This window comes from Hydrogenophaga sp. H7, assembly GCF_002025745.1.
GTDB classification, from domain to species: Bacteria; Pseudomonadota; Gammaproteobacteria; order Burkholderiales; family Burkholderiaceae_C; genus Hydrogenophaga; species Hydrogenophaga pseudoflava.
Genome location: NZ_MCIC01000006.1, coordinates 1 through 21,109, shown reverse-complemented (window position 1 = coordinate 21,109; position 21,109 = coordinate 1). Strand labels below are relative to the sequence as shown.

Genomic DNA, 21,109 nt, shown 5'->3' with positions numbered 1-21,109 from the left:
AGTCGGTAGTATTCAGCTGGGTACTGGAACAAATGGTACACGCAACAATTTGTACCTGTTTCGGCGCAAGCGCTCGTCACGTGCCCCCTAGGAATGAGGCCCGGGTTTGCAGCCGCCAGCCGCTGGACGGGCGAGGCGCAGCGGCTACCGGGTGAAGAACGGGCCCACCCAGTCGGGTGGCAGCAACTTGTATGAGTTGCCGAACTGGTTGATGTTGGGTGCGCCACCATCGGCCCGCGTATTCCCCCTCGACGACATGCGACGCCCCATCAGGATGAACTCGGTGTTCGTGTTCGGACCACGGTGGAACACGTTGTTCTCCAGCACCACGTCCTCCAGACCCTGGCGGCTGTTGGGACCGTTGTTCTCGGGGCTGGCGCCGCCGGTGAACGAGTTGTTGTCCGAGGCGTCTCCCAGGCGGTTGTTGGCAATGACGATCTGCCTCGATGCCCAGGTGCTGCCCGAGATCGCGTAGTTGTCGTTGTATTCACCCAGGCCGCCGGAGTGGATCTTCAGCGCCACCCGGATCCCGTCGGAAGAGCCGCCACGCAGCGCGTTGTGTGCGATGAAGCCCTTGTACATGCCCCACAGGCGCACTGTGTGCTGCTGGGCGGTGCCCATGTCGTTGCCCATGATCACGAAGCGGCTGCCTTCGCCCGCCATGTTCAGGTGAGGGTTGGCTGTGCTGCCGCGCAACTGGTTCTCCACAACGAACAGCTCCCGCGGTTGGTGATACTGGCTGGGGGCCAGCTTGTGGTTTTTAACGATGTAAGCCAGCGCGCTGGCCAGATTGATCTGGGCCGTGGTGAGTTCACCCGTTGGCACGTCGAAGGTATTGCGGTAGACCAGCAGACGCGACATGGTCACGAACTGCTCGAGGCTCTGAAGGATGTTGAGATCCATCACGGTGATGTCACGTGGGAACGCCGATGAGGAAGGCCCTATCCCCCCCACCAGTACACGACTTACCCGCGGCTTCGCACCGGTACCAAACGCCCCCACCTGCACGTTCTGGCTGCCGTGTCCAATCTCGATGGAGCCAAACGTCTCATCTCGACGCAACAACACCCGGCGGCCGTTGAGCGCCGCTGAATTGGGCACCATTGCCACGCGCGACGCCCCGTCCGGGCAGTCGGAGAAGTTGCCCGCCGTCGACACGCAGATCGTCTTCGTCCCTGCATACACCACATTGGGGTCGAGCACCTCCACGCTGACCGAGCGCTCCGAATAGCCTCCCGCCGGATCGGTTGCCCGAACACGCACCTGGTAGGTACCCGGCTGATCAAACACGTGCGCCGCCAACGGCCCACCCGTCTGCACATTCTTTGGCAAACCGGAGATCGGCCAGACCTGCCCCCGCTCGTCTCCAAAGTTGAACGAATAACGCACCTGGTGGAACGGGTGCTGGCCCGCCAGACTGGAGGTGGTGCCCGTGGCGTCAAACTGCACCGCCAGCGGCGCCGGACCGCTCAGCCGCGTGGCCTCCAGACTGGCCTCGACCGTGCGGGACGGCTGACCTGCTGCCGAGACCGGCGCTGCCGTCGCAAACATCTGGCAGGCATGGAGGCTCGAGGCACGCAAGGACATGCCCATGCAATTTGCGGGACTGCTGCCCGACGCGTCGCGCTTCCATTCGGTGGAACGATAGACCACCTGCGTGAGCGACCCGACCTCTGTCGACGACGACCTCAACCTGCCAAGAGATTCTCGCGCCCTGGCCTCAGAAAACGCGAGATCAAGGCTTCCGGAAACATCTGCGTCTCGTTCGGGGAAGCCGCCCCCCGGCTGTGCTGGACCGCAGCCGGTGAGCACCTGCACACTGGCAAGCGCCGCCAGCAACATGAAGAGACATGAACTGGCGTAGATCTGCATTTGTTCCTTCTTCCTTCTGACGACGCATGATGGATCGGCTCGGTAAGTCGACACCACAAAAACCTGTTCACCCCGCCAAAAACCGGCTCTGGAACGCCCAAGCGCTTGAGCACATGTCCTCCAGCGACCTCGTGGCCCGCCAATTCAGTTCCTGTTCTGCAGAACGGGTATCAGCATATGAGCAGGCCACATCCCCTTGTCGCCGGCCAGTGATTTCGAAAGGGATGAAGCGACCGGATTGCTCCTCAAAAGAACGAATCATTTCCAGAACACTGTATCCTCGACCCGTCCCAAGATTAAATGCGCGCCAGCCGCTGCGCGACGACAGGTAATTCAGAGCGGCCACATGACCTTCGGCCAGATCCATGACGTGGATATAGTCCCGGACCCCCGTTCCGTCAGGTGTCGGATAGTCGCCACCAAAAACCTTCAACCGCTCCAACTCTCCCGATGCCACCTGGACCACATAAGGCATCAGGTTGTTTGGAATCCCTCTCGGGCGGTCGCCAATCAATCCGCTCGAGTGGGCGCCTACAGGATTGAAATATCTAAGACATACGACCCCGAGGGATGGGCGAGATGCGCTGACATCCCGCAGCATGTCCTCGATGTGCAACTTGCTGCGCCCGTAAGCATTGACGACATGCTGGGGATGCGCTTCGTCTACCGGAAGATACTGCGGATCACCGTAGATGGTGGCGCTGCTACTGAACACCAGATGGGAAACTGATTCAGCCTCCATTGCCTGAAGCAAACCCAACGCCCCGCAAATATTGTTCTGATAGTATTTCAGCGGCACCTGAACCGATTCACCAACAGACTTAAATCCTGCAAGATGAATGACCGAGTCAACTTTGTTTTCTCGAATGATGTCTCGCACCAGCCCCACATCACCCACATCTCCGCAATAGAACGCTGGAGATGCCCCGGCAATTTCAGAAACCCTGTCCACCACACTCCGATGGCTATTGGTCAGATTATCGAGAATGGCCACACGATGGCCTGCGGACATCAACACCACAGCCACATGACTGCCAATGTACCCACACCCACCGGTTAATAACACATTCATGACGATTCACATCCATCCAATACACACAACAAAACAAGCCATGCAAGCGGCCAACCCGTAAACGAGATCTCCAGTCAACCTACCCCACCACCATGGGCATCATGTCAGGCGACGGGTTGCGGAGAAATGCGTCCAGCGTCTCAATAGGAAGGGCGGGCGCAAACAGGTGCCCCTGAAACTGATCGCACCCGAGGTAGGCGAGAAAATCCCGCGCCTCCTGCGTTTCCACCCCTTCGGCCACCACCTGCAGGCTCAGACTTTGTGCCAGCGCAATGATGGCGCGGGAGATCGCGGCGTCGTTGGGATCGGTGAGCACATCGGCCACAAAGCCCTTGTCGATTTTCAGCTGATCCAGCGGTAGCCGCTTCAGGCACGACAGCGAGGAGTAGCCCACTCCGAAATCATCCAGCGACAGGGTGACCCCCAGTTCTTTGAGCATGCCCATCTTCTGGATGGTGATTTCCATGCGGTCGGCGAGCAGGCTTTCGGTCAGTTCCAGCTTCAGCCGGTGCGGGCGAATGCCTGTGCGCTGGATAGCGGCCATGACCATGTCCACAAAGTTTGGATGCCGAAACTGGTAGACGCTCACGTTCACGGCAATGCTGAGATGGGCGGTTTGCTCACGTGAGGCCCATGCGGCAAGTTGCTCACAGGCGGTTTCCAACACCCACATACCCAGCGGCAGAATGAGCCCGGTGTCTTCGGCAACCGGAATGAAATCGGCGGGCTTGACCAGTCCCTTTTCGGGATGTTGCCAGCGCACCAGCGCCTCCACCCCCGTGATGGCACCCTGCCGATCAACCTGCGGCTGGTAGTGCACCACAAACTGCTTTTCACGCAGGCCCACGCGCAGCGCGGCTCCTACCGCCGCGTTGGCGCTTACCGAGGCCTGCATGTCCGGGTCGAAATAACACAAGGTGTTGCGTCCCAACCCCTTGGCCTGGTACATGGCGAGGTCGGCCTGCTTCAGCAGTTCGCTCACGTCGCTCTGGTCGCCATTGAACGACGTAGCCCCGATGCTGGGCGTCGCAAAGTGCTGGTGCCCGGCGATCTGGAATGGCTCCCGCAACACATTCAGCACTTTTTCCGCCAGGGTGCGCAGCTTGCTGGCGGCGGCGGCGGCGTCCGTGCTCAGGTCATCGACCATCACCACAAACTCATCGCCCCCCAGACGCGCCACGGTATCGGTCTTGCGCACGCTCTTGGTCAGGCGCTGGGCCACCTGCTGCAGCAACTGGTCCCCGACATGGTGACCCAGCGTGTCATTGAGGATCTTGAAGTTGTCGAGGTCGATGAACATGAGCGCACCGAACTGACCGGAGCGTGCGCTCTGCGACAGCGCCTTCTGCAGCCGGTCCAGCAGCAGCTGGCGATTGGGCAGGTCCGTCAGAGGGTCGTAAAACGCAAGGTGCCGGATCATGTCTTCGGCGTTCTTGCGCTGTGTGATGTCCCGCCCCACCGCCACCCAGTGCGTCACCTCCTCGGCGCTGGCCTGGACCGACACGACCTCCAGTTCAATCCAGAATGAAGCCCCATTCTTGCGGCGAATCATCAGCTCGGTGCGTGCCTGGCGGGTTTCCCTCAGTCCGCGCGCTTTTTCCAGCAGTTTGAACATCGCAGGATCGAGTTCCAGCAGGATGCGCGGGGTCTGTCCCAGGACCTCGTCTCGGCTGTAGCCCGTTTGTTTCTCGAAAGCGTCGTTGACAAACACGATCCGCGGCTCGCCTTCGGGGCCGGAGCCTGCCTCGGCGATCGCGACAATGTCGTTCAAGCGGGCCACACTGGTCTCCAGCAGCATCAGCTGCTCCTGCGAACGCCTGCGCTCTGTGACGTCACGGAAGTAGACGGCCAGTCCTTCGGCAAACGGATACGCGCGCACCTCTAGCCATTTGCCCAGTGTTGGGAAAAAATCCTCCAGTTCGACGCGCCGGTTGGTCTTCAACGCTACGCCGAGCTGTGTTCGCAGCCGCTGCGCCAATCCGTCGCTGAAATCGTGCCAGACCTCCCTGCCCAGCAATTCGGCCGTGGTTTTCTGGAGAAGCCGCTCACTTTCCTGATTCAGATAGGTGAAGCAGCACTGGCGATCAAGTGTCACAAAGGCCTCGGTGATGCTCGCCAGAGTGGTGGTCAGCCGCATGGCCAGACGCAGTGTTTCCTGCTGCGCCTGCTTCTGAGCGGAGATGTCCTGCACAGCCCCCTGGATGCGAACGATGCGCCCTTGTGCGTCACGCACGGCATTGCCAACCGTGCGAACCCATTTCGGACTCGCACCAGGCACCTGCACCTGGATTTCTTCGTCGAATGCTTCACCCAACTGGGCGCAGCGCTCCAGCCGTTGGCGAATACCGGTGCGCCATTCGGGCGTGTAGCGCAGCACCATTGCGGCCAGGTCTTCGACCGTCTCCCCAGGCCCCAACCCCAGAATGCTGCCGTACTCGTCAGAGTGTTGAATGTGCCCGGTATTGATGTCCACCGACCAGCTGCCCACGCCCGCTGTGTGCTCGGTCAGGTTCAACCGGCTCTCGCTTTCGTGCAGCGCTTTGCCTAGCCGCTCTTCCCTGCCCTGGGTCAGGTGTGCCGACTGCTGCTGCTGATAGACCAGTTCCTGCAGCTGCCCCACGTGAATTGCCAGGGCCTGCAAGGCCGGAAGCATGGCTTTCACCTGTTCGGCGTTTCGCGGCTCGCCGTCCAGCAACGCCAGCCAAGTGTCGCTGTACGCCTCACTGGCCGGGAGCGGAAGCACCAGGCAGAAGCGGGTTCGCAGCGAAGCGACCAGTGGATGGTGTGCCCAGGCCGCAACCGCCGTCAGGTCGTGGCACGTCCCAGCCAGTTCGGGGTCGGCCATCACTTTGGCGCACAGTTCTGCGGCCATGGCCTGACCGCTTGAGGGCAACCCGCTGGCAGCCACCAAGAGCAGACCATCAGGATGAAACCTCACCAGCAGCGCTGTTGACACCTGGCCGATGTGGGTCGTCAGCTGGGTGATCTGGGTCCATTCCACACTGGACGCCACCGGGCTTGGGTGTGCTGTCAAGGGTGCTGCTTCATCGTGTGGGTCTGCACGGTGTCCTTGTTGCATGGGGCGCCAGCTTTCATCGGTTGGTGGATCAAGCATACCGCCTCGCACACGGTCGCCTCGGATCTGCAATCGGCCTGAAAGGCAGGCCAGCTGTGGACTAGTTGGCAAGCCCCCTGTTTTGGGGAAGGAAAGACGTAACAAGACGGTTGCAACTTGTAGCTTCCGTATTAACATTGACCCACGTCAGAAACCCCCACCGAATCATTCAGCATTGGAAACGGGCCCGACGACAGAAAGGGTAAAAGTGAGCGCACTGGCAGAACTCCGGCAACACCGTGATGTGAACAGCCTGAGGTCCGCATTGCATGAGCTGTGCGGCCAGTTTGGCCGCATCACGCGACTGGACATCCTTACAGCCATGCATGAAGGCACCAAGCAAGCCATTTGCTTCATGCGAATGGAGCGCCCTGAGCAGGAACAGACGCTCATGAAGACGCTGGGGGTCGGCCGCTTCGGTGGCGAGGTGGTGTTTGTACTGGACCTCAATGTCCCCGTGACAGCGGAAGAAGACGGCCCGTCGTCTCAGTGGGCAGAGTCGAATTTCTTCTAGACACAGCCGCCATTCTCCTCTTACTCGCATACTGCTCCGCACCCGCAGTCTTAGCGCTTAGGTTCTCTTTTCAGGAAAAAAAGCCGCCCCAAGGGTGCAGGCCACCCTTTCTCGGCAGTATTGGCTCCAGTTCCAGACCCTCAACGGGCTCGCGAAGCCTCCTTTGTGCTCGCTCGCAACCCTGCCCTTCCAGCAAGGGTTTTTACCTGTGCCCACCCCCGAGAACATGCAAGATACTGCATGTTAAGGCAATATCTTGCACTGAATGCGAACTTTGCTGGATCCACACGATTCATTCCTAGATATTTCATGCCTAAAGTACGGGTAACTCTGGATCGTCATCAGAAAAGCCCGCACCTACAGTGAGTTTGTTCGACATCACAGGAGACATTTCATGACCACCCGCCGCCTTGTTCTCACCCGTTCCGCCGCCGTGATCGGCGCCGCCTCGTCCGGTCTGCTGCTGCCCTCCATCGTGCGCGCCCAGTCCGACAAGGTTCGGGTGGGCTTCATGCTGCCCTACACCGGCACTTTCGCGCAGTTGGGTGTGGCGATCGAGAATGGTTTCCGCATGGCCATCAACGAGCAAGGTGGCAAGCTGGGTGGCCGCGAGATCGAGTTCTTCAAAGTAGACGACGAGTCCAACCCAGCCAAGGGCATCGAAAACGCACAGCGCCTGGTGCAGCGCGACAAGGTCGACGTGCTGGTCGGCACGGTGCACTCCGGTGTGCAGATGGGTATCCACAAGGTGGCTCGTGAATCGGGCGTGCTCAACCTGATCCCCAACGCCGGCGTGCACATCGCCACCCGCGCCCAGTGTGCTCCCAACGTGTTCCGCACCTCGTTCAGCAACTCCCAGCCCACGCTGGCGCTGGGCAAGGCCATGGTCGACCGCGGCCACAAGAAAGCGGTCTGGATCACCTGGAACTACGCCGCTGGCGATGAGGCCTTCGAGGGCTTTGAGCAGAGCTACACCGCCGCAGGCGGAACGATTGTGAAGAAGCTGGGACTGCCCTTCCCCAACGTCGAATTCCAGGCTCTGCTGACCGAAATCGCCTCGCTCAAGCCCGACGCGGTCGCCTGCTTCTTCGCGGGCGGTGGCGCGGCCAAGTTCCTCAAGGACTACGCCGCCGCCGGGCTGAACAAGAGCATCCAGCTCTATGGTTCGGGTTTCCTGACCGAAGGCGTGCTGGACGCCGCTGGTGACGCAGCCAACGGCGTACTGACAACCATGCACTACAGCGACTCGCTGGACACCCCGGCCAACAAGAAATTCCGCCTGGAGTACGCCAAGACCTTCAAGCTGCAGCCCGACGTGTACGCCGTGCAGGGCTACGACACCGGCCTGCTGATGGTCAAGGGCGCCAACGCGGTCAAGGGTGACCTGGCCAACAAGAAAGCGCTGTACGCCGCCATGGAAGGCGCAACCATCGACAGCCCGCGCGGCAAGTGGACGATGAGCAAGTCCCACAACCCGGTGCAGGACATGTACCTGCGCAAGGTCGAGAACAAGGAAAACAAGGTGATCGGCATCGCGCAGAAGGCTGTGGCCGATTCCGGCGCTGGCTGCAAACTGAGCTAACCCCCCGCGCTGCCTTCGGCATCACCCCCCAGGGGGCGATGCCAGCCGCCCCGGCAAAGCCGGTTCGGCGGCATCCTTGACCTCTTGGGTCTGCCATGGACTTTGCCAATTTCCTGATCCAGTTGCTCAACAGCCTGCAGTACGGGCTGCTGCTGTTCATGCTGGCCGCCGGCCTGACGCTGATCTTCGGCATCATGGGCGTGGTCAACCTCGCGCACGGCAGCTTCTACATGCTGGGTGCCTACCTCGCGTGGGCGTTGACGGCCCAGTTCCAGAGCCTGACCCTGGCCATCATCGTGGGCAGCCTGCTTGCCGTGGCCTTCGGCTGGCTGCTCGAATGGCTGCTGTTTCGCCACTTCTACCACCGCGACCACCTGGACCAGGTGCTGCTGACCTTCGGCCTGATTTATATCTTTGAAGAGCTGCGTTCCATCCTCTGGGGTGACGACGTGCACTCGGTCGCCGTCCCCGAGGCGGTGAGCCAGTCGATCCAGCTGACCGAGAACCTGTCCTACCCGGTCTACCGGCTGGTGGTGTCCGCCGTCTGCGTCGCGCTGGCGCTGGGCCTGTACGGCCTGATCAGCAAGACGCGCCTGGGCATGAAGATCCGCGCCGGCGCCTTCAACCGCGAAATGGCCGAAGCCCTGGGCATCAACATCCGGCTGATCCACGGCGTGGTGTTCGCGCTCGGCGTAGCGCTGGCAGCGATTGCCGGCATGGTGGCAGCCCCGATCTCCAGCGTCTACCCGGGCATGGGCAGCTCGGTGCTGATCATGTGTTTCGTGGTGGTGGTCATTGGCGGCATCGGCTCGGTGCGCGGCGCCATGGTCGCGGCCCTGCTGGTCGGCCTGGTCGACACCTTCGGCAAGGTGCTGCTGCCGCAGATCGCCGGCATGGCCGTCTACATGCTGATGGCCGCCGTGCTGCTCTACAAACCTGAAGGGCTGTTCAAACAATGAGTGCCGCCAAGGCCCAACTCGAGAAACTGCCGCGCTCCGTGCAGGTGGTGCTGATCGTCGGCGCGCTCGCGCTCGCGGCCTTCCCGCTGGTGCCGATGGAAAGCACCGATTTCTACCTGCAGATGCTCACGCAGATGATGATCCTGGCCATCTTCGCGATGAGCCTGGACCTGCTGCAGGGCGTGACCGGTCTGGTCTCGCTGGGCCACGCGGCCTACTTCGGACTGGCTGGCTACGCGCTGGCCTTCATCACGCCACAGGACGCGCCCATCGCGCTGTGGTGGAGCCTGCCGCTGGCCGCCGCTGGCGCCGGCCTGGCCGCGCTGGTGATCGGCTTCTTCGTGGTCCGCACCCACGGCATCTACTTCATCATGGTGACCATGGCCTTCGCGCAGATGGTCTTCTACCTGTTCTTCGACAACAAGGCGCTGGGCGGGTCCGACGGCATCTACGTCAACTTCCGGCCCGACGCCACGGCCGTCGGCCTCGACCTGGACAACAAGACTCACTTCTACTACTTCACTCTGGTGGTGCTGATCGCGGTCTACCTGTTCTTGCGCCGCGTGCTGTTCTCTCCGTTTGGCCGCGTGCTCGCCGGCATCCGCGTCAACGAACACCGCCTGCGCGCAGTGGGCTATGGCAGCTTCGGCTACAAGCTCGCGGCCTTCACGCTGGCCGGCACGCTGGCTGGCGTGGCGGGCTACCTCTGGGCCGCGCAGACCGGCTTCGTGAACCCCGAGCTCATGGGGTTTCACATGAGCGCACACGCGATCATGATGGTCATCCTCGGCGGCATGGGCAACTTCGCGGGCGCCATCGTCGGCGCCTTCACCTTCGAGTACGTGCTGCACCTGGCCAAGGATCTGACCAAACACTGGCAGCTGCTCATGGGCGGCTTCATCGTGCTGGTGGTCATCGTCGCGCCGCGCGGCCTGCTGGGCCTGGCCGACAAGTTCCTGAGCCGCAACAAGGAGGCCAGCCAATGAGTGACGTCGCCCTGCTCGCGGCCGACAAGCTGACCAAACGCTTCGGCGGTCTGGCCGCCGTCAACGAGGTCTCGGTCAAGCTCTACCGCGACCACCTGCACGCGGTCATCGGCCCCAACGGCGCCGGCAAGTCCACGCTGACCAACCTGCTCTCGGGCGACCTGCAGCCCACCTCCGGCAAGATCCTGTTCGGCGGCGAAGAGACCGCCGGACACACGCCCGAGTCCATCTCGCGCCTGGGCCTGGGCCGCAGCTACCAGAAGACCAACATCTTCCTGCCCTTCACCGTGTGGGACAACGTGCGCCTGGCCGCGCAGTCCCGCGAGCGGCACGCGCCCTGGAACCCGTTGCACTGGCTGCAGTCCGCCACCAAGATGACGGCGGTGAACCAGCGCTGCGAGCGCGCCATCGAGCTTGCCGGCCTGACGCACCGTGCGCAGACTGTGGCCGCCACCATCAGCCACGGCGAGCAGCGGCAGCTGGAAATCGCGATGACCCTGGCCACCGAGCCCACCGTGCTGCTGCTGGACGAACCGCTGGCCGGCATGGGCCAGGCCGAGGCCGAGCGCATGGTCGAGCTGCTGCTCAGGCTCAAGAAGGACCACGCCATGATGCTGGTCGAACACGACATGGACGCCGTCTTCGCGCTGGCCGACCAGCTCACCGTGATGGTCAACGGCCAGGTGATCGCCAGCGGCACGCCGGCCCAGGTCCGCGCCGACCCGCAGGTGCAGGCCGCCTACCTGGGGGACGAACACTGATGACCACCCCGCTCATCCAGGCCACCGGCCTGAACACCCACTACGGCCAGAGCCACATCCTGCGCGGCATCGATTTCACCGTCGGCCAGGGCCAGACCATCGGTCTGATGGGACGCAACGGCATGGGCAAGACCACCCTGCTCAAGTCCATCATGGGCATCGTCAAGCCCAGCGGTGGCGGCGTGCTCATCAAGGGCACGCCCATGACCGGCGCAAGCCCCTACGAGGTGGCGCGGCAGGGCATCGCCTACGTGCCAGAAGGCCGCGGCATCTTCGGCAACCTGAGCGTGAAAGAGAACCTGGTGATGGCCGCGCGCCCGGGCACCCGGGGTCAGCGCGACTGGACCTACGAGCGCGTGCTGGAGACCTTTCCGCGCCTGGCCGAGCGCCTGGGCCATGGCGGGCAGCAACTCAGCGGCGGCGAGCAGCAGATGCTGACCATTGGCCGGGCGCTGATGACCAACCCCGACGTGCTGATCCTGGACGAGGCCACCGAAGGCCTGGCGCCGCTGATCGCGCGCGACATCTGGCGCATCTGCGGCCTGATCCGCGAAAGCGGCATCAGCAGCATCATCGTGGACAAGGCTTGGAAGCAAGTCACGCAGATCACCGACCGCAACGTCATCCTCGTCAAGGGCGAGGTGGTGTTCGAGGGCTCGTCGGACGAGCTGCTCTCCAGGCCCGAACTGCTCGAACAGTACCTGGGCGTCTGAGCCCGCTCACAGCAACGGACGCAGTTCCCGGGCCGCGTCCAGCAGCAGCGGCAGCAGGTCCTGGCGCATCACCTCGGGTACCAGGCGCTCGGGCGAAGCCACCACGTTCAGCGCCGCCACCGTCTGGCCCTTCATGTTGCGCAGCGGCACGGCCAGCGCGTGTACGCCCAGCTCGTGCTCCTCGCTGGCCACGGCGTAGTCGTCGGCCCTGACCTGCGCCACGATCGCACGAAGGGCCTTGTGATCGACGGTGGTCCTGGGCGTCAGGCGCGCCAGTTCGCGGCCCTTGAGCCAGGCGCTGAATTCGGTCTTGTTCATGGCCGCCAGCAGCACCCGCCCGGTGGACGTGGCGTGCACCGGCAGCCGCGCGCCAAGGTGCAGGCCGTAGGCCATCAGCCGTTGCCCGCCCACGGACGCGCTGCGCGCCACGATCACCACCTCCTCACCGTCCAGCACCACGGCCGAGAAGGATTCGCGCGTCTGCGCCGCCAACCGGTTGAGCGTGGGCTGCAGCAGCCGCGGCAACCGGGCCGAGGCCAGGTAACTGCCCGAGAAGCGCAGCACCTTGGCCGAGAGCCAGTAGTGCGTGCCGTCGGTGTCCAGGTAACCGAGGTAGGCCAGCGTGAGCAAGTGGCGCCGGGCGGCTGCCCGCGTCAGGCCGGCGCGCTCAGCCGCCTGCGTGGCGTTCAGGCGCTGGCGCTCGGTGTCGAAGCTCTCCAGCACCGCCATGCCTTTGGCCATGCCTTCGATGAAATCCGCCTTGGCGATGTCCATGCGGGGTCTCCTGCGAAGTGTTGCGCGATCATCGCACACGATGGCCAATCAACGCGCAAACTCGTCTGACGGCTATAGCGATTCTGGAGTGGGCGACCTACAGTGCCTGTCACCCGTTCCACCCTTCCCAGGAGACAAACCATGCGCACCCAAGTCGCGATCATCGGCGGCGGCCCCTCCGGCCTCATGCTGTCCCAGCTGCTGCACCTCAAGGGCATCGACACCATCGTGCTCGAACGCCAGAGCCGCGAATACGTGCTCTCGCGCATCCGCGCCGGCGTGCTGGAGCACGGCTTTGCCAAGCTCATGCGCGAAGCCCAGTGCGGCGAACGCATGGACCGCGAAGGCGAGATTCACGACGGCTTCTACATCTCCGACAACGGCAACATGCGCCGCGTCGACCTGCACAAGCACAGCGGCGGCAGCTCGGTGGTGGTGTACGGCCAGACCGAACTGACGCGCGACCTGTACGAGGCCCGCGACAAGATGAACGGCGTGGTGATCCACAACGCCGAAGACGTGCAGCCCCACGACCTCAAGAGCGACCAACCCTACGTCACCTACCGCAAGGGCGACGAGGTGGTGCGCATCGACTGCGACTACGTGATCGGCGCCGACGGCTTCCACGGCGTGAGCCGCAAGTCCATCCCGCGCGACGTGCTCAAGGAATACGAGAAGGTCTACCCCTTCGGCTGGCTGGGCGTGCTCTCGCGCACCAAGCCGGTGTCGCCAGAACTGATCTACGCCAAGCACGAGCGTGGCTTCGCCCTGTGCTCGCTGCGCTCGCAGGTTCTGAGCCGCTACTACATCCAGGTGCCGCTGACAGACACGGTCGAGGACTGGAGCGACGACAAGTTCTGGGACGAGCTCAAGCGCCGCCTGCCCGCCGACGTGGCCGAGCGCCTGGTCACCGGGCCGTCGATCGAGAAGTCGATCGCGCCGCTGCGCTCCTTCGTCGCCGAGCCCATGCGCTACGGCAACCTGTTCCTGGCGGGCGACGCCGCCCACATCGTGCCGCCGACCGGTGCCCGGGGCCTGAACAGCGCCGCGTCCGACATCTACTACCTCTACCACGCGCTGGTCGCGCACTACAAGGACGGCGACGACTCTGGCCTGGACGGCTACTCGGCCAAGGCCCTGGCCCGGGTCTGGAAAGCGCAGCGCTTCTCGTGGTGGATGACCACCATGCTGCACACCTTCCCGGACAGCCTGCCCTACGACCAGAAGCTGTCGCAGACCGAGCTGGAGTACCTGTTCTCGTCCGAGCGCGCACAGGGCTCGCTGGCGGAAAACTACGTCGGCCTGCCGTTCTGAGCGGCACCTACCGCCACTGTCACCCGGACGCTGGCCTGCGGGCCGGCTTCCGGGGTACAACCGGGTCATGACCGCCAAGACCCTGCCCTCCTCCCCCCGTCCCGCCGCCACCCTCAAGCCCCTGCGTGGTGTACGCGTGCTCAGCCTCGCGCTGAACCTGCCCGGCCCGGCCGCACTCATGCGCCTCAGGGCCATGGGCGCCACCTGCCTCAAGGCCGAACCGCCCGGCCCCCAGGGCGCCAGCGGCGACCCGATGGGCCAGTACAACCCGACCGCCTACGCCACGATGCACGGCGGCATCAAGGTTCTCTCCGTCGACCTCAAGACCGACAAGGGGCAGCAACAGCTCCACAAGGCACTGGCGCGCACCGACGTGCTGCTGACCTCGTTCCGCCCGTCGGCGCTGCTCAAGCTCGGCCTGGGCTGGAAGGCGCTGCACAAGGCCTACCCGGCGCTGTCGGTCGTGGCCATCGTCGGCGCGCCCGGCGCACGCGCCGAAGAGCCGGGTCACGACCTCACCTATCTGGCCGACGCCGGCCTGGTGACCGGCCTGGACCTGCCCGCCACGCTGTTCGCCGACATGGGGGGCGCGCTCATGGCCAGCGAGGCGACGCTGAAAGCCGTGCTGGCTCAGAAAACCAGCGGCAAAGGCGTGTTCCAGGAAGTCGCGCTCAGCGATGCTGCGGCTTGGCTGGCCCTGCCCCGCAGCTGGGGCCTGACGCAACCCAAGGGCGCCGTCGGAGGCGCGCACGCGGGCTACCGGGTCTACCCCTGCAAGGACGGCCGGGTCGCCGTGGCGGCGCTAGAGCCGCATTTCGCGGCCTCGCTGTGCGCGGCCGCCGGTGTCACCATGAACGGCATGGGCACGCTGTTCCAGCCGGCCACCCACCAAGCCATCGCCACGTTCCTGGCCGGCCAGACGCGCAAGCAGCTCGACGCGCTGGCAGTTGCCCGCGACATCCCGCTGCACACGCTCGCCCGCTGAGGGGCCAACGCTTCAGTTCGCCAGCGAGAACTCCACCGCGGCCAACGCGTGCAAGGCCGTGGTGTCGAAGGTCGGGATCGGGCTGTCTGCGGGACGGATGATCAGTGGCAGCTCGGTGCAGCCCAGCACCACACCTTGAGCGCCGCGGGACTGCAGGTCGGCGATGCAGTCGGTGAACCACTGGCGCGAGACCTCGTGCAGCTCGCCGCAGCACAGCTCCTCGAAGATGATGCGGTGGATCTCCTGGCGCTGCACCTCGTCGGGCAGCACGCAGCGGATGCCGCGCTGCGCCAGCCGCTCGACGTAGAACGCCCGCTCCATGGTGAAGCGCGTGCCCATCAGGCCCACCGTGTCCAGCCCTTGCGCGAGGATGGCGTCGGCCGTCACGTCGGCGATGTGGATCAGCGGCACCTCGGTCGCGGCCTGCACCTGCGGCGCCAGCTGGTGCATGGTGTTGGTGCCGATCAGCAGGCACTCGGCGCCGGTATCGGAAAGGCGCCGCGCCGCGTCGCACAGGATGCCGGCCATGCCGTCCCAGTCGCCCACGCGCTGGCGCTGGGCGATGTCCTGGAAGTCCAGGCTGACCAGGTTCATGCGCGCGCTGCTCAGGCCGCCACGGCGGCGTGCCACTTCGCGGTTGATGATCTGGTAATAGAGCGTGGTCGACTCCCAGCTCATGCCGCCGATCAGGCCAATGGTTTTCATGGGTTCTCCTTGGTTCGTGGAATGGAGAAAGTCTCCCATCTGCCTGGAAGAAATGGCTTGCCAAATTCGGCGTCAGGACGGCACTATTGAGCATTGATTTGCTCAAATTGACCATGAAAAGAAAACTGGATACCACGGACCGGCAGATCCTCGCCATCTTACAATGCAACGCCGAAACCCCGCTGGCCGAGGTGGCCGCCGCCGTACACCTCTCTTCCACACCTTGCTGGCGGCGCATCCAGCGCCTGCGCGAACAGGGTTTCATTACGCGCCACGTCGCCCTGGTCGACGCCGCGAAGATCAACCTGGGCGTGACGGTCTTTGTCTCGGTGCGCACCAGCCAGCACAACCAGGCCTGGTTCGAGCGCTTCCGCGACGCGGTGCGCGACATCCCCGAGGTGATGGAGCTCTACCGCATGAGCGGTGACGTGGACTACCTGATGAAAATCGTGGTGCCCGACATCGCAGCCTACGACCGGGTCTACCAGCGCCTGATCCGCTCGGTAGACCTGTCGGACGTGAGCAGCAGCTTTGCGATGGAGGAACTCAAGAACACCACCGCCCTGCCGCTGGACTACGCCGACTGAGGGCGCTCGGGCTTGTCGTCCAGCCCGCGAACCCACTCGCGCCAGATCGCCACCAGCAGCGCCATCAGCACCGGACCGACGAACAGGCCCACCATGCCCAGGGTCGAGACCCCGCCCACCAGGCCGAAGAAGGTCGGCAGGAACGGCAGCTTCACCGGCCCTCCGACCAGGCGCGGTCGCAGCGTCTTGTCGACGATGAACAGCTCCACCGAGCCCCAGGCGAACAGCGCCAGCCCGGCCACCGCATCGCCCGAGCCGACGAGATAGAGCGACACCAGGGTGAACGACAGCGGCGCACCGCCCGGGATCATGGCCATGAACCCGGTGATCACCCCCAGCAACACCGGCGAGGGCACGCCTGCAATCCAGTACGCCACACCCAGCACCACCCCTTCGCCGATGGCGATCAGGCCCATGCCGGTGACGGTGGCGCTCACCGTGGCCGGCACCACGCGCGAGAAGCGCTGCCAGCGCTCGGGCAGCAGGTGCTCGCCCACCCTGTCGAGCTGGCCGGCAATGTGTGCGCCATCCTTGTAGACAAAGAACAGCGTGATCAGCATGAACAGCACCAGCAGCAGCAGGCCCGCCAGGTTGCCGGCCGCCGCCAGCACGGTGCGCGAGATGTTGCCCACATGCTGTCCCGACAGCATCTGGATCCAGGCGCCCAGCGCATGTGGCTCGCCCAGGTGTTCGCGCCACAACGCCGCCAGCTGGGCGCCCACCAGCGGCAGCGCCTCTATCCAGGCCGGCACGGCGGCGCCGTGGCGGTTGGCCTCGATGGCCCAGCGCACGAACTCGCTCGCTTCGCGAATCGCAAAGTGAATCGCCACCGACAGCGGCACCACGAGCACCACCAGCACCACCAGGATTGCCAGACTGGCGGCCAACGTGGTCCTGCCAGAGCAGCGGACAACCAGCCGGCGGTACAGCGGCCAGGTGGCGAACCCGATGATCAGGGCAGCCAAACCGGGAACCAGGAAGCCGTGGAAGAAATAGATGCCGGCGGCAAGAATCAGCAGCAGCAAGCCGCGGGTAATGAGGGAAGCACTGAAGACGGGAGGCATCCGGCCATTCTGGCACGGGGGCACGACCTCACAGGCGCTGCCAGGCACCCGTTCTGCGGCCGGAACCTGCACGCCGCTGGATCGGACACAGACACCTTCGGGTAAGCCCAACTCCGCACCGGACATGCTCCGGCGTAAGCTGTTCCGACCCGTACGACGCCTCATGTCACTCCAGCGCTGCGCCATGCCTGAAGCCCCGACCCCGTGCGCCTCCACGGCGCCTGCCTGGCGCCTGGTGGTGCTGTCCTCGTTGCCCGGCATACGGAGCGCCGAGGGTCACTGGCTGCTGCCGGCAAAGTTCGTTAATGGCATGAAGCAGTACGTGGAACGCTGGAACGGCACCGTGGTAGTGGGGTTGCAGGCGGGGCACGAGCCTAGCGGGGATCTGGACAACCGCCAATGGAACCCCAGCGAACTGCCGTTTGAAGTCCGCATCGTGGACTTCCGCGAACTGGCAGGCAACGGCGGTCCGTTGCTGCGACGGTCCATCCTGCTGGTCACGCCCAACCACCTGCTGTATGGCCTGGGCCAGCGCTGCCGGGAACAGGGTGGCCTTCTGGTCGCGAACACCGAATTGACGCTGACCACCCAGTTGCAGATTGCACGGTCGGTTCACGGCTGGGGGCTCTCGCTCCTCAAGACCAGGCTCTGGCTGCTTCTCAACCACCGCCGTGCACTGGCGGAAATCCGGTCGGCCCAGGGCCTGCAGTGCAACGGAACGCCCACATTCGAGGCGTTCGGCAGGCACAACCCTACCCCCCTTCTCTACTTCGACAACCGGGTGGTGTCGGAGCTTTGTGCAACCCCGAAAGAGATCGAGGCTCGTTGCGAAGCCCTGTCCCGGCGACGGCGCCTGCGATTGATGTACTCGGGGCGCCTGCATCCCATCAAAGGGGTGGACCACCTGGTGCCTCTGGCCCGCAGGCTCCGGGACCGGAACATCGACTTCGAGCTCCGCATCGCGGGAGACGGGCCGCTGCAGGCCACGCTGGAGGCGCAAATCGCCCAACACGGTCTGCATGAACAAGTCCGGCTGCTGGGGACGCTGGACTTTCACGACCAGCTGATGCCCATGTTGCGGCAAGAAATTGATCTTTTCGTATGCCCCCACCTGCAAGGTGACCCCTCCTGCACCTACCTGGAAACGCTGTGCGCCGGGGTGCCCATCGTCGGCTATGCCAACGAAGCCTGGCGCGGCCTTCAACGGCTGAGCTCCGCCGGGCGGGTCTGCGCCCTGGGGCGTCCCGGGGCACTGGCCGATGAAATCGAGGGGCTGTCCACCAACCTGGACGCACTGAAGGCGCTGGCCATGAGCGCGCGCGAGTTTGCCATCCAGCACGTCTTCGAGGTCGAGTTCGAACGGCGCATCGTTCACCTCCAGCGGCTCTGCGAGGCTGCGGAGCTCCGGACATGACCAGCCTGTCCCATGCAACGGAGGTGCGGTCCTGGCTGGAACAGCTCGGGGTCGAGAGGATGATCGTCATTTCGCCTCATCTGGACGACGCGGTGTTCTCGGTCGCCGGGATCTTGGGCGCATGTCGCGATCGGGCCGAAGTGATCACGGTGTTCACCGAAGGATCGGCGGGACAGAACGACGCCTGGGCCCGGATGACGGGCTTTCCAGACAGCGCCGCCGAACACCTGGCCCGGCGCCAGGAAGATGCGCTGGTCATGACCCAGCTCGGATGCGGGTTCCAGCACCTTGGATGTCGTCCAGGAGGCGCTGACGACCACGCGGTCGCCCAGGCGGTGGACGCAATGACCCAGAGCCGGCCCGATGGCCTCACTCGCACGCTGGTGCTGCTTCCCGCAGGCGCCGGTGGACCGACGCCCTCAACCCCATTTTCGCGACTGGCGTGGCGCTTGCTCCGCCGTCCATGGGGGTGCATGCCGCATGGGGAGCACGAGTTGACCCGCGATCTCTTCTGGCAGGCCTTGTCGGGGAGCCAGGCCCGGCTGGGCTTCTATGCAGAGCTGCCATATGCCTGGTCACACAGCAACAGGGCGCTGCAGGAGCGTCTGTACCGGTTGCTGGGCTGCCACACCGAGCTGGTGAAATACCACCACGACACCTCGGAAAAGACCCATCTGGTCGAGCTCTACGCGTCGCAGCTGAACCCCATCTTCGGCCCCAACCCGGCCTATCGGCGGCGGGTGCTCGAACGAGCGGAATGTCTTCTCATGGCCTGAACAGGCCCGAGGTGATCACTCTTCGCCGCCGAACAGTCGGGCAAAGAAGCCGCGTTTCTTCTTCAGGTGCAGCTCGCGGATCAACTCCTCCTTGATCTGCGCCTTCATGTCGGTGTCGCCATGCCCGACATTCTTCAAGTACACCTTCACAGAATCCGTGTAGCTGCGGTCATCGTTGCGGATGTGGTTGAACAGCCAGCGAGAGAGCATTGCATGCAGGTCAGAAGCCACGTCTTCACCTGCCTCGAAGCGCATGCGGTACTCGCCCACCTTGCGGGTGAACAACTCATGGATCTTCTTGTGCGGGCCGGCGAACATGTAGCCCGCATCGGTCATCAGCGATTCTTCGAACGCGAAATGCGACAGGGTGTAGTCGACCATCTCGTCGATGACGGCGCCCACCGCCTCCCGATCATGGTGATCGCGGGCGTCGTACAGCTGGTTGATGTAGTCGACGATGCGCCTGTGCTGCCCGTCGATTTCTCGGATGCCGGTTTCGAGGTCCGGCGTCCAGTTCAGATGTGCCATGTCAGATGTCCTCAGGCAGGTGACAGGACGTCACCCGAAAAGTGACAAATTGTGTACAGATTCCCTATGACCTGTGAGGGAAAACGGCCACTTTCTGACTTATCTCAATTTTTTGACGAGTCCCTGAGTAAGTCCCACCTAGAACACGGGGGGCTTTGAGTCGCCCCGGGATTCGCGGAGGCTGTTTGGTTTAAGTCAGGCTGAAGTCCCCTTGAAAACCTGAACCACCCGGAAGTAGAGAATTCCCCAAGACGGAGTCTCTACATGAAGAAATCCAGATTCAGCGAAGCGCAGATAGTCGGCATCCTCAAGGAGGTCGAGATGGGTGCCAAGGTCGGCGAGACGTGCAGGAAGCACGGCGTGAGCGAGCCGACCTACTACAAGTGGAAGAGTCAGTTCTCTGGCATGACGGTCTCGCACCTGGCGCAGCTTCGGCAACTGCAGGACGAGAACGCCAAGCTCAAACGCATGTATGCCGACCTGGCGCTCATGCACCACGCGCTCAAGGACGTTGTCGACCGAAAGCTCTGACCCCGGAGCGTCGCGAGATGGTCGTTCAAGCCCTCATGGCCGAGCACGGCATGAGCGAGCGCCGAGCCTGCCAGGCCAGCGGCATTGCCCGCTCCACACTGCGCTACCGACCCATTGCGCGCGACGACTCCGGGGTCATCACCTTCATCCAGATGCACATGGCGCTCAACCCGCGCCACGGCTTTGGCCTGCTTTACGACAGTGCCCGCCACCAAGGCAAGCCCTGGGGCAAGACGGTGCTTTGGCGCGTGTACTGCGAGCTGCGGCTGAACCTGCCACGGCGCGGCAAGAAGCGTTTGCCGGCGCGCATCAAGCAACCGCTGGAGGCTGCTGGCCAACCCAATCAGGGTTGGAGCTGCGACTTCATGGCCGATGCACTGTGGTCCGGCAGGCGATTCAGGACCTTCAACGTCATCGATGAGTTCAACCGCGAGGGCCTGCGTATCGAGGTCGACACCAGCCTGCCGGCAGCCCGTGTCATACGTGCCTTGAATGAGCTGGTGGAAGTGCGCGGAGCGCCGCTGTCGATTCGCCTGGACAACGGCCCGGAGTTCATCGCTCACGCTCTGTCCGAATGGGCGAAATCCAAGGGCATCGCGCTCAATCACATCCAGCCAGGAAAGCCCACGCAAAACGCCTATGTCGAACGATTCAACAAGACCTACCGAACCGAGGTGCTGGACTGCTATGTCTTCGAGTCATTGCAGGAGGTGCGTGATATGACGGCCGACTGGCTGCACCGCTACAACCACCAGCGCCCCCATGAATCTCTCGGCCGAATCCCACCGGTCGAGTACCGTGTCAAACTGTTCCCCAACCTCTACTTCTGACTGGCTCAGGAATTCGAGGGGACTTCA

The 21,109-nt window shown here is 63.8% G+C and carries 19 protein-coding genes; 12 read left to right on the top strand and 7 right to left on the bottom strand.

The genetic code is table 11. From position 1 onward, the window contains the following. Nucleotides 1-144: 144 nt before the first annotated feature. From BC358_RS05810 to BC358_RS05800, 3 genes are all read right to left on the bottom strand, one after another. Nucleotides 145-1,872 carry a PKD domain-containing protein gene (locus tag BC358_RS05810; protein ID WP_079365093.1) on the bottom strand — a complete coding sequence of 576 codons (1,728 nt, stop codon included), beginning with the start codon at nucleotides 1,870-1,872 and terminating at the stop codon, nucleotides 145-147. A 67-nt stretch (nucleotides 1,873-1,939) separates the two neighbouring features. Further along, complete coding sequence (gene galE / locus BC358_RS05805; protein ID WP_079365092.1) at nucleotides 1,940-2,944, bottom strand: UDP-glucose 4-epimerase GalE; 1,005 nt, start codon at nucleotides 2,942-2,944, stop codon at nucleotides 1,940-1,942. 79 nt (nucleotides 2,945-3,023) lie between these two features. Next, nucleotides 3,024-5,945, bottom strand: coding sequence for an EAL domain-containing protein (locus BC358_RS05800; RefSeq protein ID WP_256861433.1), 2,922 nt, complete (start codon nucleotides 5,943-5,945; stop codon nucleotides 3,024-3,026). 322 nt (nucleotides 5,946-6,267) lie between these two features. Between BC358_RS05800 and BC358_RS05795 the strand changes: the two genes are divergently transcribed. From BC358_RS05795 to BC358_RS05770, 6 genes are all read left to right on the top strand, one after another. Further along, nucleotides 6,268-6,573: an RNA-binding protein gene (locus BC358_RS05795; RefSeq protein ID WP_066161007.1), complete on the top strand. Its 306-nt coding sequence runs from the start codon at nucleotides 6,268-6,270 to the stop codon at nucleotides 6,571-6,573. Between the two features lie 394 nt (nucleotides 6,574-6,967). Continuing rightward, entirely contained in the window at nucleotides 6,968-8,155 is a 1,188-nt protein-coding gene (locus BC358_RS05790) for an ABC transporter substrate-binding protein (protein ID WP_066161004.1), read from the top strand. A 95-nt stretch (nucleotides 8,156-8,250) separates the two neighbouring features. Then, a complete protein-coding gene (locus BC358_RS05785; RefSeq protein WP_079365091.1) occupies nucleotides 8,251-9,114 on the top strand; it encodes a branched-chain amino acid ABC transporter permease in 864 nt (287 codons plus the stop codon). Further along, on the top strand, nucleotides 9,111-10,100 hold the full coding sequence (locus tag BC358_RS05780; protein WP_079365090.1) for a branched-chain amino acid ABC transporter permease: 990 nt from the start codon (nucleotides 9,111-9,113) through the stop codon (nucleotides 10,098-10,100). The genes BC358_RS05785 and BC358_RS05780 overlap by 4 nt, the downstream gene beginning before the upstream one ends. Beyond that, nucleotides 10,097-10,861 carry an ABC transporter ATP-binding protein gene (locus BC358_RS05775; protein ID WP_079365089.1) on the top strand — a complete coding sequence of 255 codons (765 nt, stop codon included), beginning with the start codon at nucleotides 10,097-10,099 and terminating at the stop codon, nucleotides 10,859-10,861. The genes BC358_RS05780 and BC358_RS05775 overlap by 4 nt, the downstream gene beginning before the upstream one ends. After that, nucleotides 10,861-11,574: an ABC transporter ATP-binding protein gene (locus BC358_RS05770; protein ID WP_079365088.1), complete on the top strand. Its 714-nt coding sequence runs from the start codon at nucleotides 10,861-10,863 to the stop codon at nucleotides 11,572-11,574. Before BC358_RS05775 ends, BC358_RS05770 begins: the two co-directional genes overlap by 1 nt. A 6-nt stretch (nucleotides 11,575-11,580) precedes the next feature. Here BC358_RS05770 and BC358_RS05765 read toward each other — a convergent pair whose 3' ends face one another. Then, the gene (locus BC358_RS05765) at nucleotides 11,581-12,348 is read right to left on the bottom strand and encodes an IclR family transcriptional regulator C-terminal domain-containing protein (protein ID WP_079365087.1); all 768 of its coding nucleotides are present in this window, start codon (nucleotides 12,346-12,348) and stop codon (nucleotides 11,581-11,583) included. Nucleotides 12,349-12,489: 141 nt separating this feature from the next. Here BC358_RS05765 and pobA point away from each other — a divergent pair, with 141 nt between their 5' ends. After that, nucleotides 12,490-13,662 carry a 4-hydroxybenzoate 3-monooxygenase gene (gene pobA, locus BC358_RS05760; protein WP_079365086.1) on the top strand — a complete coding sequence of 391 codons (1,173 nt, stop codon included), beginning with the start codon at nucleotides 12,490-12,492 and terminating at the stop codon, nucleotides 13,660-13,662. 67 nt (nucleotides 13,663-13,729) lie between these two features. After that, nucleotides 13,730-14,647 (top strand): CoA transferase, encoded by a 918-nt coding sequence (locus BC358_RS05755; protein WP_079365085.1) that lies wholly within the window; start codon nucleotides 13,730-13,732, stop codon nucleotides 14,645-14,647. Between the two features lie 12 nt (nucleotides 14,648-14,659). Here the strand turns inward: BC358_RS05755 and BC358_RS05750 are convergent, their stop codons facing one another. Continuing rightward, complete coding sequence (locus tag BC358_RS05750; RefSeq protein WP_079365084.1) at nucleotides 14,660-15,352, bottom strand: aspartate/glutamate racemase family protein; 693 nt, start codon at nucleotides 15,350-15,352, stop codon at nucleotides 14,660-14,662. 113 nt (nucleotides 15,353-15,465) lie between these two features. Between BC358_RS05750 and BC358_RS05745 the strand changes: the two genes are divergently transcribed. Next, nucleotides 15,466-15,939: an Lrp/AsnC family transcriptional regulator gene (locus BC358_RS05745; RefSeq protein ID WP_079365083.1), complete on the top strand. Its 474-nt coding sequence runs from the start codon at nucleotides 15,466-15,468 to the stop codon at nucleotides 15,937-15,939. Here the strand turns inward: BC358_RS05745 and BC358_RS05740 are convergent. Next, nucleotides 15,927-17,003: an AI-2E family transporter gene (locus BC358_RS05740; RefSeq protein ID WP_079365112.1), complete on the bottom strand. Its 1,077-nt coding sequence runs from the start codon at nucleotides 17,001-17,003 to the stop codon at nucleotides 15,927-15,929. The two genes, BC358_RS05745 and BC358_RS05740, sit on opposite strands and share 13 nt — an antisense overlap. 163 nt (nucleotides 17,004-17,166) lie before the next feature. On the opposite strand from BC358_RS05740, the gene BC358_RS05735 reads away from it, so the two are divergent. Together BC358_RS05735 and BC358_RS05730 are read left to right on the top strand one after the other, a co-directional pair. After that, nucleotides 17,167-18,417 carry a glycosyltransferase family 4 protein gene (locus BC358_RS05735; protein ID WP_179130013.1) on the top strand — a complete coding sequence of 417 codons (1,251 nt, stop codon included), beginning with the start codon at nucleotides 17,167-17,169 and terminating at the stop codon, nucleotides 18,415-18,417. Continuing rightward, nucleotides 18,414-19,193, top strand: a complete 780-nt coding sequence (locus BC358_RS05730) for a PIG-L family deacetylase (protein WP_079365081.1) — start codon at nucleotides 18,414-18,416, stop codon at nucleotides 19,191-19,193. The genes BC358_RS05735 and BC358_RS05730 overlap by 4 nt, the downstream gene beginning before the upstream one ends. A gap of 15 nt (nucleotides 19,194-19,208) precedes the next feature. On the opposite strand, the gene BC358_RS05725 is transcribed toward BC358_RS05730, so the two are convergent. Further along, nucleotides 19,209-19,721 (bottom strand): bacteriohemerythrin, encoded by a 513-nt coding sequence (locus BC358_RS05725; RefSeq protein WP_079365080.1) that lies wholly within the window; start codon nucleotides 19,719-19,721, stop codon nucleotides 19,209-19,211. Between the two features lie 264 nt (nucleotides 19,722-19,985). Here BC358_RS05725 and BC358_RS05720 point away from each other — a divergent pair. Further along, a protein-coding gene (locus BC358_RS05720) for an IS3 family transposase (RefSeq protein WP_256861428.1) occupies nucleotides 19,986-21,082 on the top strand; the annotation gives its coding sequence in 2 pieces (ribosomal slippage) (nucleotides 19,986-20,238 and nucleotides 20,238-21,082; 1,098 coding nt in all). Nucleotides 21,083-21,109 lie beyond the last annotated feature (27 nt).

What these genes read in the sequence shown, in the direction of transcription:
- galE (WP_079365092.1), bottom strand. Translation starts at nt 2,944, where the DNA reads ATGAATGTGTTATTAACCGGTGGGTGTGGGTACATTGGCAGTCATGTG.
- BC358_RS05810 (WP_079365093.1), bottom strand. Translation starts at nt 1,872, where the DNA reads ATGCAGATCTACGCCAGTTCATGTCTCTTCATGTTGCTGGCGGCGCTT.
- BC358_RS05730 (WP_079365081.1), top strand. Translation starts at nt 18,414, where the DNA reads ATGACCAGCCTGTCCCATGCAACGGAGGTGCGGTCCTGGCTGGAACAG.
- BC358_RS05735 (WP_179130013.1), top strand. Translation starts at nt 17,167, where the DNA reads ATGTCACTCCAGCGCTGCGCCATGCCTGAAGCCCCGACCCCGTGCGCC.
- BC358_RS05780 (WP_079365090.1), top strand. Translation starts at nt 9,111, where the DNA reads ATGAGTGCCGCCAAGGCCCAACTCGAGAAACTGCCGCGCTCCGTGCAG.
- BC358_RS05775 (WP_079365089.1), top strand. Translation starts at nt 10,097, where the DNA reads ATGAGTGACGTCGCCCTGCTCGCGGCCGACAAGCTGACCAAACGCTTC.
- BC358_RS05790 (WP_066161004.1), top strand. Translation starts at nt 6,968, where the DNA reads ATGACCACCCGCCGCCTTGTTCTCACCCGTTCCGCCGCCGTGATCGGC.
- BC358_RS05755 (WP_079365085.1), top strand. Translation starts at nt 13,730, where the DNA reads ATGACCGCCAAGACCCTGCCCTCCTCCCCCCGTCCCGCCGCCACCCTC.
- BC358_RS05750 (WP_079365084.1), bottom strand. Translation starts at nt 15,352, where the DNA reads ATGAAAACCATTGGCCTGATCGGCGGCATGAGCTGGGAGTCGACCACG.
- BC358_RS05745 (WP_079365083.1), top strand. Translation starts at nt 15,466, where the DNA reads ATGAAAAGAAAACTGGATACCACGGACCGGCAGATCCTCGCCATCTTA.
- BC358_RS05785 (WP_079365091.1), top strand. Translation starts at nt 8,251, where the DNA reads ATGGACTTTGCCAATTTCCTGATCCAGTTGCTCAACAGCCTGCAGTAC.
- pobA (WP_079365086.1), top strand. Translation starts at nt 12,490, where the DNA reads ATGCGCACCCAAGTCGCGATCATCGGCGGCGGCCCCTCCGGCCTCATG.
- BC358_RS05740 (WP_079365112.1), bottom strand. Translation starts at nt 17,003, where the DNA reads ATGCCTCCCGTCTTCAGTGCTTCCCTCATTACCCGCGGCTTGCTGCTG.
- BC358_RS05765 (WP_079365087.1), bottom strand. Translation starts at nt 12,348, where the DNA reads ATGGACATCGCCAAGGCGGATTTCATCGAAGGCATGGCCAAAGGCATG.
- BC358_RS05725 (WP_079365080.1), bottom strand. Translation starts at nt 19,721, where the DNA reads ATGGCACATCTGAACTGGACGCCGGACCTCGAAACCGGCATCCGAGAA.
- BC358_RS05770 (WP_079365088.1), top strand. Translation starts at nt 10,861, where the DNA reads ATGACCACCCCGCTCATCCAGGCCACCGGCCTGAACACCCACTACGGC.